The organism is Serratia sp. HMSC15F11 (genome assembly GCF_001808215.1).
Classification (GTDB): Bacteria; Pseudomonadota; Gammaproteobacteria; order Enterobacterales; family Enterobacteriaceae; genus Serratia; species Serratia nevei.
In genome coordinates, this window is the sequence record NZ_KV792399.1 from 1 (window position 1) to 13654 (window position 13654).

Genomic DNA, 13654 nt, shown 5'->3' on the forward strand with positions numbered 1-13654 from the left:
GGTTTTTCGAATGTGGTCGGCGAGAGAGGATTCGAACCTCCGACCCACTGGTCCCAAACCAGTTGCGCTACCAAGCTGCGCTACTCGCCGATGCGGGGCGCATCTTACTGCTGGCGGTTATAGGCGTCAATCACTTTTTTGCCCCTGCATTTCAAGTGGTGATAAAAGCGCCATAATGCGCTGCGCCGGGGGTTGCGCAGCGTATTTCACTCAGGCGTTAGCGGTTTTCAGCGCCGGCGTCTGCGCACGCAGGAACGGCAGCAGGAACAGCGCCGACAGGCAGGCGGCGATGGAAATCACCACGAAGAAGCCGTTCCAGTGCCAGATCTCCATCACCCGCGCAATCGGGTAGCCGGACAGCGCCGCGCCCAGGTAGGCGAACAGGCCGACGAAACCGGTCGCCGCGCCCGCCGCATCCTTGTGCGAGCACTCCGCCGCCGCCATGCCGATCAGCATCTGCGGGCCGAAGATGAAGAAGCCGATGGCGAAGAAGCAGCAGGCCTGCAGCAGGTAGGTCACGCCTGGCATCAGCCACAGCGCCGCCACCGACAGGAAGATACCGATGGCGAAGATCAGGTTCATCGGGCCGCGGTTGCCGCGGAACAACTTGTCGGAGCCCCAACCGGCCACCAGCGAACCGATAAAGCCGCCCACTTCAAACAGCGAAATGGCCGAGTTGGCGGTCATCAGCGAATAGCCCTTTTCCTGCGTCAGGTAGAGGTTGCCCCAGTCGTTGATCGCGGTGCGCACGATGTACACCAGCACGTAAGAGACCGCCAACAGCCAGATGTACTTGTTGGTCAGCACGTAGCGTTTGATGATCTCGCGGTTGCTCAGCCCCTGGCCTTCCGATTCCTGCACCAGCTCCATGGCGTCGTTACGCCATTTGCCGACGCTCGGCAGCCCCAGGGTGGATGGCTTGTCGCGCAGGCGCCAGCACATCAGCAGGCCGAGCACCACGCCGATGATGCCGGGAATGATCATGCCGTAACGCCAACTGAAGTGCAGCGAGATAAAGCCCACCAGCAGCGGGATCAGCGCGCCGCCGACGTTGTGCGAGGTGTTCCAGATCGCCCACCAGCTGCCGCGCTCGGAGCGCGAATACCAGCTGGTGAGGATTTTGGAGCACGGCGGCCAGCCCCAGCCCTGGAAGAAGGCGTTGAGGATCCACAGCGTGCCCAGCATCAGCAGCGACGAACTGAGGCCGAAGAAGATATTCAGCACCCCGGTCATGATCAGGCCCAGCCCCATAAAGTAACGCGGGTTGGAGCGATCGCTGATCATGCCGGAAATGAATTTCGAGCAGCCGTAGGTGATATAGAACAGCGTGCCGAGGATGCCGACATCGGACATCGTCAGGCCCAGATCGCTCAGCATCGCCGGCATGATGAAGTTGAAGCTTTTGCGCGTGAAGTAAAACGCGGCGTAGCCGATGTACATGGTGCACATCAGCTGGATGCGCCAGTATTTGTAGCTGGCATCGATCTGCCGTTGATCGGTGACCTGCGGCGCGTCCGAGCGGCTTTTAAGGAAAGACCACATGTGGAACCTCAGAGGATTGAATAAAGTGCCGCTATGATGCTCCTCGCGCGCGCGGGAGGATTACGCCGGATTCCCGACGCGGCTAGGAGTTTTTCCTAGTTTTGCGCTTGCGCCGGTGAAACTGTGGGTAAGATCACACTCAAACAGGCGCCCCGTTCAGCGGTGAACCGCAGGCTGCCGCCGAGAGCGCTGATGCGCTCCTGCATGCCGCGCAGGCCATACCCCGGCTGGTGGTTTTCCGCATCGAAACCCACGCCGTTGTCGCGGATGGTCAGGGCGATCAGCGGCGCGGCGCCTTTGCGCGGCTGCAGGCGCGCGTCCAGCTCCAGGCGGCTGGCACCGGCGTGGCGGCACACATTGGTCACCCCTTCCTGACATACCCGGTACAGCGTGATTTTCAGCGTTTCATCCAGCAGCTCGTCCGGCACCTGCCACTGCAGGCTGCTCACCAGCGACGCGTCCTGCGGCAGCGACTCCCGCAGCATCGCCGCCACCGCCGCCGACAGCGGCAGGTTGTTCAGCGCCGCCGGCCACAGCTGGGTCAGCACGTCGTGCACCCCGTCGTAGACCCGCAGCGCCAACGCATCGATGGTGTCGGCGCAGCCGATCACCGCCGGTTCCGGCGCCAGGCGCTTGACGATGCTGGCCTGGGTGCGGATCACGGTGATGGTCTGCCCCACTTCATCGTGCAGCTCGCGCGCCACCTCGCGCCGGGTTTGCTCCTCCGCCGTCACCAGCGCCCGCGCCAGCTGGCGGTTCTCCGACAGCCGCAGCCGCAGCTGCTGATTCAGCTCGCGCTGGCGCTGAATGCCGGCCCCCAACAGCAACCCGGTCAGGCTTTGGGCCAGCAGCGACAGCAGCAGATCGCGGTGCGACTCCGGCTGCGGCGGCTCGTTGACCATCAGCGCCACGCCGTTGAGCAGCGTCGCCAACAGCGCACCCTGCCAGCCGTAGCGGTAAGACATGAATACGATAGGAATGGCCAGGCAGAACGGCGCGAAACGGCGCAGCTCGGCGGCGTTCACCTGCTGCTGCAGCCAGATGCTGAACGCAAACAGCAGCAGATAGCTGGCCAGGTGGCCGAGGCGCAGCTCCACCGGCTTGTGGATCAGCCCCGGCTCCAGCGGCACCCAGATTTGGCGCGCCAAATAGTGCCACAACAGCAGGCAGGTCGGCGCGATGGTGAAACCGCCGGTCAGGCCGAGCAGCAGCGCGCGGGCGCCTTCGCCACTCACCAGCTGCCATACCAGCGCCTGCAGCAAGGCGGCGGCGGCCACCACCGCGCCCTGCAACAGCGGCCACCGCCATTCGCTGTCGCTCTGCTGATGGCGCAACAGCCACGGCGAGGCCAGCAGGCTGAGCAGCACCGTCAACACCAGCACCGCCACCGACGCCCACAGCGCCGGGCCGTAACCGAACTGGTCCGCCAGCAGCGCCATCAGCAGCAGATCAGCCAGCAGGATCCCCGGCCAGAAACGGTACGGGCTCTGCAGCAAAATGCCCATGCGCAGGCCGAACGGGAACAGCAGCAGCGCCTGCCAGGGCGGGTCGATCAGCGCGGTGCCGATCCCCCACAGGCAAAACGCGCTGGCGGCGTAGATGAAAAACAGCGCCAGCTGGGTGATCAGGCGCTGCGTCACAGGTTCAGCATCCGTCTGGCCAGCTCGACGTTATTGTTGATACCCAGCTTGGCGAACAGATTGGCGCGATGCACATGCACCGTCTTCGGCGACAGCCCCAAGGCGGCGGCGATCTCGCGCACCTCCTGGCCCTGCGCCAGCAATAGCGCGATTTCGCGCTCGCGGCGGGTCAACGGATCGACCCTCACCCGCGCCAGCTGCTGGGCGATTTCCGGCATCAGGTAGACGCCGCCGCCGGCGACGGTGCGCACCGCGGTGATCAGATCTTCCGGCTTGCAGCGCTTGGAGAGGAAGCCGCTGGCGCCGCGATCCAGCGCCATTTCCACCAGCGCCGGGTTGTCGTGCATCGACAGCATCACCACGCGGATGCCGGAGGGAATGTCCGCCAGCAGATCCAACCCGCTGCCGTCGGGCATCGAAATGTCACAAATGCAGATTTCCGCCTCCAGCCCCGGCAGGCCGGCGCGCGCCTGCGCCGCGCTGCTGAACTCGCCCACCACCTGAATATCGGCCTCCAGCGACAGCAGCTGCACAAAGCCCGAACGCACAATGTCATGATCGTCGATAAACGCCACGCGCAGGGTCATGGAAATCTCCGGTTAGAAGGGGAAGTGCGCAAGTATACCGTATGCACACACCGGAATAATTGATGAAGAGAATGTATTGGCGGAAATTACCGGGTGCGCAAGGCTCCCGGCGGGAGGGATTACAGGCTGGCAGGCGCCGTTTTATTCTGCGGGAGATGGCACCAGTTGTTTTTATCCACGATGCCACCGTTCGGCGAGGTGTAACCGAGGCAACCGAGGACGGTGTCGAACAGCTCGACGTGACGGTGCGTTCTGCCGATGCGTTGCTGCGCCTGCAGTTGCTCAAAGGCGCTGAGGTGCTGCGGGTTCTCGAGGAACTTGTCCGACGCCCACACCATCATCGGCACGCGGAATTGCTCCGGCGGCGCCATTTCGCGCGGCGTGCCGTGCAGGTGCGTATTCTCGCCGATCGACTCGCCGTGATCGGCGGCATAGAACACGATGGCCTTCTTGTCCCGCACCTGGTCGATCACGTTACTGATAAAGCTGTCGGTATACAGCACCGTATTGTCGAAGGCGTTGATCAGCTGCGCCTTGGTGCAGGAGTCATCCACCCCCATGCACTCCGGCTGATAGCGCGCATAGCTGCGCGGATAACGCTGCGAGTACAGGTAGTGCGAGCCTTTGGTATGCAGGATCACCAGGTGTTTACCCTTCGGATAACGCGCCAGCGACTCCTTCATTTCGTCCACCAGCAGCATATCGTCGACCGCCTTGCCGTCGTTGCGCTTCTCGGACGCGATCATCTCGCGGAACGCATAGTTGTCCACTTCGGTGTTGTTGTAGAACCACACCTCACTCTGCATGGCGAACAGCTCGGAAGAGAAGCCCAGTTCCTTCATCACCGCGAACACGTTTTGCTCTTTCAGCGTGCGCTGCGGGTTGTCCTCGGTGCCGTCTTCGCGCACGAACATGCAGCGCAGCGACAGCTTGGTGGCGGTGTCGCAAGACTCGCCGCGGAACGCCACCAGATTCTTCTCTTTCGACAGGCGCGGCGTAGTATCGCGCTCGTAGCCCAGCATGCCCATGTGATCCCAGCGCGTGGTCTCGCCGATGATGAACACCACGTAGGTATCGTCGATGTCCGCCGGCGGCACATAGGTGAAGTGTTTGCCCGGATCGAACAGCGTGCTCTGATCCTGACTTTCGTCATAGCGGGTATAGGCGAACAGCCCCAGCGCCGACAGCCAGTTAGACGGCAGGTACGAGTGCGCCACCACGCCGCCGTAGCTCGGCAGATCGATGTTGGCGAGCTTCTCTTGCACGCTTTGCTCGTCGTCCAGCATACGCAGCGGCAGCCAGACCAGCGCCACCACCGCCAGCAAGACCAGCAGCGGTTTGATGCGATGACCGGGGGTTTTCAGCTGTTCGATCAGGGTGTAACGCAGGCTGTTTTTCCAGATCAGCAGCAGCGGCAAGGCGCTGAGCGCCACCATCCACAGCACGAAGTGCAGACCAACCACCTCTTTCGACAGATCGGTGTCGGTGGTCATCACCGACACCACGATGCCGTAGCCGATCACCACGTTGAAAAACGTCATGTAGTAGCTGGCGGCCACCGAAATCAACACCAGCAGCGAGGCGACGATGCGATAAAACAGCCGGCCGCCGAGCGATACCAGCCGCATGATGAAAAACGTAAACAGGACGATAGCGATGACTTCCGTCACCGCCGAAATAAGCTTAATTCCCTGAAGGCCGTGCGCCAGCGAATCAAAACGGCGATAGAAAACGGACAGGTTTAGAAATATGCCGATATAGATCGCTAACAATAACGATAAATTCTGCTGTGATAGCGATTTAACTTTGTTCATGTAACGCGGTGGCTCCGGGGACGGTGTAGCGGTTCTGACTCAGTCAGACACTGATTGCGGCTTCTGGTTCAGCCAACCGGCAATAAGCGTTATTTTGCGGGTAATAAGCAAGAGAATTCTCACAAAACGGACAAAATTTACCGTTTTTTTGAACGATTTTCAGGCAGGGTACGCAAGAAAATGGAGGGATAAACCCTCCATTTTTTCCAGATTTCGGCAAAAATCTTACTTAACGTTCAGAGTCACATCGATATTTCCACGGGTAGCGTTGGAGTATGGGCACACCACGTGCGCCTTTTTCACCAGATCTTCCGCCACGCTGCGCTCGATGCCCGGCAGCGAGATATCCAGCTGCACTTCGATGCCGAAGCCGTTCGGGATCTCACCGATGCCGACGGTGCCGTCGATCTTGGCTTCGGCCGGGATTTTGACCTTTTCCTTCGCCGCGACAAACTTCAACGCGCCGAGGAAGCAGGCCGAGTAACCGGCGGCGAACAGCTGCTCAGGGTTGGTGACTTCGCCGCCGGCGCCGCCCATCTCTTTCGGCACGCCCAGTTTCACGTCCAACACGCCGTCGGAGGAGGTCGCACGGCCGTCGCGGCCGCCGGTTGCGGTGGCGTGCGCGCGGTAAACCACTTTCTCAATAGACATCGTTCATTCCTTCTTGCTGGTTGGCGAGATGACTACGGCTTCCACGAGATAAAGCCGGTCACATATTTATCTTTTGCGATTAAATCGTGCACTATTTATTTTTGACACTTAGTAACCAGTGTAGACCACCCGCGCCGTTCTTGCGTTCGGCGGCGGCGGGTCAAATCTGATCGATCAGGCTGCCGCGCAGCTTTTCCAGCTGCTGTTTGAGCGAGACGATCTCGTCCAGGCTGCAGTCAGTGGCGCACATCACCGCCTCGGGCACCGATTGCGCCCGCTCGCGCAGCGCGCGGCCGGCTTCGGTCAGGGCGATGATCACCTGCCGCTCGTCGGTGGTGGCGCGATAACGCACCAGCAAACCGGCGGTTTCCAGCCGCTTCAGCAGCGGCGTCAGCGTGGCGGAATCGAGGAACAGCCGCTCGCCGATATCCGATACCGTCACCCGATCGCGCTCCCACAGCACCATCATCACCAGGTATTGCGGGTAGGTGAGTTCGAGCTGACTCAACAGCTTGCGATAAACTTTGTGCAACGCCAGATTGGCGGAGTACAGCGCGAAACAGAGCTGCTGATCGAGCTGCAGCAGGTTCTTCGCCTTGGATTGTTCGGTCTCGGTGCTTTTCATGTGTGTGAATATAAATAGCGCACGATGTAATCGCAAGCTATTTCTTGTGAGGTATGCTACCTTTTTTTCATGCAGAGGATGCTCGGAGGGAAAGGAAATGACGAACACGCTTGCAGAACGCGCGCGCCGCTACGCCACCAAGGCGCATGCGGCCATCGATCAGCGCCGCAAATACTCAAGGCCGTGCCCCACCATTGCACGTGAACGCCGCTGGCGGTCATTTGGGCGCGCAGCAAGGCGCGAGTCGTGAGGTTTGGCAGGCCAAATAAGCGACTTGCAACACCGATGCGCGTCCAAATGGCCCCAGCCCTTCGGGTCGCGCCCCAAAAGCCCGTACTCCGCGTTGTCGGGCTTGTACGTAGGCCCGCTATGTCCTGCACCCTCCGCCTTGATTACGGGCTTTTTGGTCTGCGACGGCGTCACGGTCAATGGTGGGACGCGGCCTACCAATCCGTACATCGTCCACCCGCAGGCGGTGATGGAGTTGGTGCGCAGCGTACCGCACACCGAAGAGATGCTGGCGGCCGCCTGGCTGCATGATACGGTGGAAGACACGCCCACCACCCTCGGCGATATCGACAGCCATTTCGGGCCGAAGGTGGCAGAGCTGGTGCGGATGCTAACCAACGTCAGCCACGCCGAGGACGGCAACCGCTTCGAGCGCAAAAACCGCGATCGACGCCACAGCGCCGCCGCGTCGCCGCAGGCCAAAACCATTAAGCTGGCGGATCTTATCGACAACACCCGCTCGCTGCTGGACCACGATAGCCACTTCGCCCAGACCTACCTGATCGAGAAACAGCGCCTGCTGGAGGTGCTGACCGAAGGCGACCCGACGCTGTGGCGCCAGGCCAGCCATATCGTTGAACAGGGGCTACACAGGTTGCAGCAGCCACCGCACAACGTGCCCGCCAGCTGGTTCGAACACGCCCGCCGGCGCTACCGCGAGAGCGACGCGGCCTGATCAGAAGGTCACCACCGTTTTCAACGCCGTCACCCAGGCGTCCTGCGTCTCGCTGACGCCCGCCGGGTGATGCCAGTACTGCAGGCCCGGCTGCAGCTGCAGCCACGGCGTGACGTTAACACGGTAATACAGCTCCGCCGTCACCGAGTGGCCCGGCACCGGCCGGTAGTTCGGATCGTGATAATCGCTGATGCCGCTCATCTGGTTGAGATAACGCTGATTGTCTTTGTAGCGGTCGCTCAGCTTCACCACCGAGACACCGAGCCCCAGCCAGTCGTCCGGCCGGGCATCGAACAGCCCGCGGTAACGGATGCCGGTCGAGGTAGACCAGTGCAGGTAGTTGCTGCGCTGATCTCCCAGCCCCAGGCTGTAAAACACGCTCAGGCCACGGTTGACGTCATCCGCATGGCGCGTCACCTGCTGGTTGAAACCGGTATACAGGAACCAGGTGCGATCGTGGCTGCGATAGCCCTGCGGATCGCTGGCGCCCGGCCCGCCGGACACCCCTTCATAGAGATCGCTCTGGCGCGCGTTGGTGAACAGCACGCCCAGGTTATACACTCCCGGCAGCTGGTTGACGGCGTGGGTTTTCAGCTCCAGCTCCATCGGCAACAGGAAGCCTTTGCTGCCCTTGGTGGACCAGCTCCAGGCGTGGCTGCGGCTGGGGGCGCTCGGATTCTGCTCCATCACGCCGCCCTTGAGCGTCAGGCCGTCAGTCAGCTTGTATTGCAGCGTGGTGCCCCAGTAATGCACGTTCCAGTTGTACCAGGTCAACGAGTTGGCGGACTTGCCGCCGCACAGCGTCAGCGTCTGAAAATCGCAGGGGATGATCTGATCGAAATCCTGCACCTTGTTCATCATGCCGATGCGCCACTGCAGCCGGCGGTCGAGGAAGGAACGGCTGAAGGTCAGCCAGCCCAGGCGGGTAATCGACTGCCCGCCAAAGCTCTCCTGCGACAGATCGGTCAGGCCGACGCGCGGATCCTGCAAGCGATCGCGGGTCAGGTTATTGTCATGGTTGCGGTTGACGATATTGCCTTCGATCGCCGCGTCCGGAATGCCGGTCAGCGCCTGCAAATCCTGGCTGAAGGTCAACGAGAATTGGTCGATGTACGACGCCTGTTTATCGTGGTTGTAACCGCCGCCGGCGTTATACGACAGCTGGCTGAGGTAGCCGAGGTTATAGTGGAAGCCGTGATCCTCCAGGATCGGCCTGATCCCCAGCATATCCCCCAACAGCCCGGGCTGCGGCGGCTCAAAGCCGAGCGCCACCCCTTCCCATTTGGCGGTGGGGGCTTCGACGTCCTTGCCGGTTTGCAGCGTTTCCGCCTGCGCCTGGCTACAAAGCAGCGCCAGCGCCGCCAGGGTCATGGAACGAGGTAATAAGCTTTTCATCATTATTATATTTCTCCGCATAACGGCTGACTGCGGGCAACAGCATTCCCTGGGAGAGAATTTCCCATCATGAACAGCAGCGAATAACGTTAGGTTAACGCCCGGCGCTTGCCGCCGGGCTTAGAGGCTAGCGCCGGTCTTTCAGGCTGGCGCCGTTGCTGTGGATCACATCGCGATACCAGTAGAAACTCTTCTTGCGGCGGCGCTCGAGGCTGCCGTTGCCGGCATCGTCCCTGTCGACGTGAATGAAGCCGTAGCGCTTCGACATTTCGGCCTTCGAGGCGCTGACCAGATCGATCGGCCCCCAGCTGGTGTAGCCCATCACCTCGACGCCGTCGTCGATCGCTTCCGCCACCTGCACCAGGTGGTCATTGAGGTAGTTGATGCGGTAGTCGTCGTGGATGCTGCCGTCAGCCTCGACGCGGTCTTTGGCACCCAGCCCGTTCTCGACGATGAACAGCGGCTTCTGATAGCGGTCGTACAGCACGTTGAGCAGGTAGCGCAGCCCGATCGGGTCGATTTGCCATCCCCACTCCGAGCTGGCCAGATGCGGATTCGGCACCATATCGAGAATGTTGCCGCGCGCCGTCTCGTACTGCGCCGGGTCGGCAGTGACGCAGCCACTCATGTAATAGCTGAACGAGATGAAATCGATGGTTTCGCGCAGCGTTTGCCGATCTTCCTCGGTGATCGCCACCTGAATGCCGTTTTCACGGAAGAAGCGCTGCATGTAGGCCGGGTAATAGCCGCGCGCCTGCACGTCGCCGAAAAACAGCCAGTCGCGGTTTTGCCGCTGGGTTTCCAGCAGATCTTCCGGCTTGCAGCTCAGCGGATACAGAATGCCGCCCAGCAGCATGTTGCCGATTTTGCCCTCCGGCACGATCTCGTGACAGGCCTTCACCGCTCTGGCGCTGGCCACCAGCTGATGGTGGATCGCCTGATAGATGGCGCTCTTGTCGCTCTCCTGCGGCAGGCCGACGCCGGTGAAGGGCGCGTGCAGCGACATGTTGATTTCGTTGAAGGTCAGCCAGTGTTTGACCTTGTGCTTGTAGCGTTCGAACACGGTGCGCGCATAGCGCTCGAAGAAATCGATGGTGCGCCGATCGCCCCAGCCGCCGTAGTGCTTCACCAGGCCGTAAGGCATCTCATAGTGCGACAACGTGATCAGCGGCTGAATGCCGTACTTCGCCATCTCATCGAACAGCCGATCGTAAAACGCCAGCCCGGCTTCGTTCGGCGTCTCTTCGTCGCCCTGCGGGAAAATGCGCGTCCAGGCGATCGAGGTGCGCAGACACTTGAAGCCCATTTCGGCGAACAGCGCGATGTCCTCCGGATAGCGGTGATAGAAATCGATCGCCACGTCCTTGATGCCGCTGTCGCCCGCCGTGCGCGGCGTAATGGCGCCGAAGATGCCCTGCGGCTGCAGATCGGAGGTCGACAGCCCCTTGCCGTCGGCCTGATACGCGCCTTCTACCTGGTTCGCCGCTACCGCGCCGCCCCACAGAAAATGTTGCGGAAACTTGCCGTTCATCGCTTGCTCCTCAATTAGCGTAATAAAGTCAGCAGCGGCGCCTGTTCCTGCACCGGAGACAGGCCGCTGGTCAACACGTCCACGTAGTCATCGCTGTTGCTGATGATGATCGGCGTGGTGGTGTCATAGCCGGCGGCCTGGATCGCCGCCTGGTCGAACTCGATCAGCAGATCGCCCGGGGCGACCCGCTCGCCTTCCCGCACGTGGGCGGTGAAATGCGCCCCGTCCAGCTTCACGGTATCGATGCCGACGTGGATGAGAATCTCCGCGCCGTCGTCCGATTCGATGCCGATGGCGTGTTTGGTTTTGAACAGTGAGGCCACGCTGCCGCTCACCGGTGCCACCACGCGCCCCTGCTGCGGCGCAATCGCCACCCCTTTCCCCAGCAGGCCGCTGGCAAAGGTCGCGTCGTTCACCTGATCCAGCGGCACGATGTCGCCGGCGATCGGGCTGAGGATGGCCTGTTTGCGGTTAAGCGGCGCGGCGGCTTCAGGCTGCGCCGTCTCTTCCGCCGGTGCGACGCCGAACAGGTAGCTGGCCAGCGCGGCGAACACGAACGACAGCAGGGTGCCGCCGATCGCGCCCCATACCGTGGCGTCGATGCCGCCGCCGGGGATGATCTGCGCGAAGGTGAATACGCTCACCAGGCCGAACGAGTAGACCGAGGTATGGAAGTAGCCGATCACCGCACCGCCCAGCGCGCCGCCAATGCAGCCGAAGATGAACGGGCGTTTGTTCGGCAGCGTAACGCCGTATACCGCCGGTTCGGTGATGCCGAAAATCCCGGCGCCGATGGCCGAAGCGGACAGCGCCCGCAGCTTGGCATCGCGGGTGCGCAGCATCACGCCCAGCGTGGCGCCGACCTGCCCCATCACCGCCGGCAGCAGCAGCGGCACCATGGTGTCGCGCCCCAGCACGCTCAGGTTATTGATCATCAACGGCACCAATCCCCAATGCAGACCGAAGATCACGCACACCTGCCACATCGCCCCCATAAAGGCGCCGGCGATGATCGGGTTAAAGGCGTAAATGCTCTGATAGCCGTTGGCCAGCAGGTGGCTGAGCCAGGTCGCCGCCGGGCCGATCAGCAGGAAGGTCAACGGCACGGTGATCGCCAGGCACAGCAGCGGCGTGATGAAATTGCGCAGCGCGCTGTGGATCACCCGGTTAAACAGCGGCTCCAGGCGGCAGGACACCCAGGCCGCGAAGATGATCGGGATCACCGACGAACTGTAGTTGATGAAGGTCAGCGGAATGCCGAAGAAGTATTCGCGCACCGCCCCCGGCTGCTGCGCCGCGTCGAACGCCGCCATCATCAGCGGATGCGTCAACGCGCCGCCGATCGCCATGGTGACGAAGGGGTTGCCGCCAAATTTTTTCCCGGCGGTGTAGCCGAGCATGATCGGGAAGAAGTAGAACAGCGAGTCGCTGGCGGCGAACAGCATTTTGAAGGCGCCGCCGCTCTCCAGCAGCCAGCCGCAGGCCAGGCTCAGCGCCAGGAAGCCTTTCAGGATCCCCGAAGCGGCCATCACCCCGAGCAGCGGGGTAAAAATGCCGGACACCAGATCGATAAAGCGGCTGAGCAGGTTGTCTTTTTTGCCGCCCGCGTCGTCGCTCGGCGCGCCCTCGGCCAACCCGCCAACGCGGTTAACCGCGTCGAACACCTCCGCCACGTGGTTGCCCACCACCACCTGGAACTGGCCGCCGCTCTCCACCACCATGATGACGCCGGGGTTTTTCTTCAGCGCTGCCGCGTTGGCGCGAGTGTCGTCACGCAGCTTGAAACGCAGGCGGGTGGCGCAGTGCACCAGGCTTTTCACATTGTCGCGGCCACCGACGCCGGCCAAAATCTCACTGGCTAATGTGTCATATTTCATACGGTTATCCTTAGACTTCGCGTTCTGCCTCTCCCCTCCCCGCACTGGCCTGGCGCTGAGGCGGAATTCGGCGAAAAAAAAAACTAAACCTCGCGGCCTCTGCCCCATCGGGGAACAGAAACGCGAGGTTTAGGTTTTGCCTGCCGTAGCAGTAACAACCCTAAATCGGTTGAGTTATGACGTTAACACCGCGGATTTTGCCGGGGCAAGCCTTTGCGCCGGCAAATTGCCGAACTGTGATCGCGGGGGCAAAACGACCTCAATGCGCGAAATAATGCATGCCGCCATCTACCGGGATCACCGCGCCGGTGATATATCGCGCGAGCGGGGAGCAAAGAAACGCCGCCAGATAGGCCATGTCTTCCGGTTCGCCGAAGTAGCCGATCGGGATATGTTGCGCAATAAACGCCTGGCGTGCTTCATCGCAAGCGTATAAGCGCTCGCGGATCTGTTCACTGTTGATGCGCCCCGGCTGTAACGTATTGACGGTAATCCCCTGCGCAGCCACATCGCCGGCCAGTCCTTTGGCCCACAGATGCAATGCGCCCTTGGCGGCGCTGGCGGCGCTCAGGCTGCGCGGCTCCATCGAGCCGCTGATGTTGATAATCCGGCCCCAGCCTTGCGCCTGCATGGCCGGCAACAGCGCCTGAGTCAATCTGCGGGCCGGCGTGAAGTTCAAAGCGAAAGCGTCATCCCAGCTGCGATCGCTGTCGTTCAACGTCGTGGGGTGAAACGCGCCGACCGCGTTGATCAGAATATCGACTGTCCCCACCTGGCACAGCGCCTGCGCCGCCAAACGGGCGAGAGCCTCAGGCTCGGTCACATCGGCAACGATCACCTGTGGACGCGCCGCCCCTTGCCGTTCCACCTCATCCGCCAAGGCCTGCAGCCGGTCACCGCGTCGTGCGGTGGCCACTACCTTGACACCTTGAGCGGCCAATACCCTGACCATGCCGGCACCGATCCCTTCGCTGGCGCCCGTGACCAATGCCGTGCGTTGCTGTAATTGCAAATTCATAAGAAAAATT

General features: G+C 61.7%; 11 protein-coding genes and 1 tRNA gene. 1 reads left to right on the forward strand and 11 read right to left on the reverse strand.

What is annotated here, in order from left to right:
- Window positions 1-13 precede the first annotated feature (13 nt).
- The 7 genes from HMPREF3138_RS03970 to HMPREF3138_RS04000 form a co-directional block, all read right to left on the reverse strand.
- A tRNA-Pro gene (locus HMPREF3138_RS03970) sits at window positions 14-90 on the reverse strand.
- A 120-nt stretch (window positions 91-210) separates the two neighbouring features.
- On the reverse strand, window positions 211-1542 hold the full coding sequence (locus tag HMPREF3138_RS03975; RefSeq protein WP_038875891.1) for an MFS transporter: 1332 nt from the start codon (window positions 1540-1542) through the stop codon (window positions 211-213).
- A 95-nt stretch (window positions 1543-1637) separates the two neighbouring features.
- The gene (gene uhpB, locus HMPREF3138_RS03980) at window positions 1638-3182 is read right to left on the reverse strand and encodes a signal transduction histidine-protein kinase/phosphatase UhpB (RefSeq protein WP_038875893.1); all 1545 of its coding nucleotides are present in this window, start codon (window positions 3180-3182) and stop codon (window positions 1638-1640) included.
- Window positions 3179-3769: a response regulator transcription factor UhpA gene (uhpA, locus tag HMPREF3138_RS03985; RefSeq protein WP_038875895.1), complete on the reverse strand. Its 591-nt coding sequence runs from the start codon at window positions 3767-3769 to the stop codon at window positions 3179-3181. Before uhpA ends, uhpB begins: the two co-directional genes overlap by 4 nt.
- Before the next feature lie 119 nt (window positions 3770-3888).
- Complete coding sequence (gene eptB / locus HMPREF3138_RS03990; protein ID WP_038875898.1) at window positions 3889-5583, reverse strand: kdo(2)-lipid A phosphoethanolamine 7''-transferase; 1695 nt, start codon at window positions 5581-5583, stop codon at window positions 3889-3891.
- Window positions 5584-5808: 225 nt separating this feature from the next.
- Window positions 5809-6234, reverse strand: coding sequence for an organic hydroperoxide resistance protein (locus HMPREF3138_RS03995; protein ID WP_004934114.1), 426 nt, complete (start codon window positions 6232-6234; stop codon window positions 5809-5811).
- A 160-nt stretch (window positions 6235-6394) separates the two neighbouring features.
- Complete coding sequence (locus HMPREF3138_RS04000; protein WP_038875900.1) at window positions 6395-6859, reverse strand: MarR family winged helix-turn-helix transcriptional regulator; 465 nt, start codon at window positions 6857-6859, stop codon at window positions 6395-6397.
- Window positions 6860-7250: 391 nt separating this feature from the next.
- Between HMPREF3138_RS04000 and HMPREF3138_RS04005 the strand changes: the two genes are divergently transcribed.
- A complete protein-coding gene (locus HMPREF3138_RS04005; RefSeq protein WP_038876057.1) occupies window positions 7251-7823 on the forward strand; it encodes an HD domain-containing protein in 573 nt (190 codons plus the stop codon).
- Here the strand turns inward: HMPREF3138_RS04005 and HMPREF3138_RS04010 are convergent, their stop codons facing one another.
- The 4 genes from HMPREF3138_RS04010 to HMPREF3138_RS04025 all read right to left on the reverse strand — a co-directional run bounded on the left by HMPREF3138_RS04010 (window position 7824) and on the right by HMPREF3138_RS04025 (window position 13644).
- Complete coding sequence (locus HMPREF3138_RS04010; RefSeq protein ID WP_369803993.1) at window positions 7824-9194, reverse strand: carbohydrate porin; 1371 nt, start codon at window positions 9192-9194, stop codon at window positions 7824-7826.
- A gap of 151 nt (window positions 9195-9345) precedes the next feature.
- Complete coding sequence (locus HMPREF3138_RS04015; RefSeq protein WP_038875902.1) at window positions 9346-10749, reverse strand: glycoside hydrolase family 1 protein; 1404 nt, start codon at window positions 10747-10749, stop codon at window positions 9346-9348.
- 14 nt (window positions 10750-10763) lie between these two features.
- Window positions 10764-12626, reverse strand: coding sequence for a PTS beta-glucoside transporter subunit IIABC (gene bglF, locus HMPREF3138_RS04020; RefSeq protein WP_038875904.1), 1863 nt, complete (start codon window positions 12624-12626; stop codon window positions 10764-10766).
- 259 nt (window positions 12627-12885) lie between these two features.
- Window positions 12886-13644 (reverse strand): SDR family NAD(P)-dependent oxidoreductase, encoded by a 759-nt coding sequence (locus HMPREF3138_RS04025; RefSeq protein WP_038875906.1) that lies wholly within the window; start codon window positions 13642-13644, stop codon window positions 12886-12888.
- Between the last annotated feature and the right edge of the window lie 10 nt (window positions 13645-13654).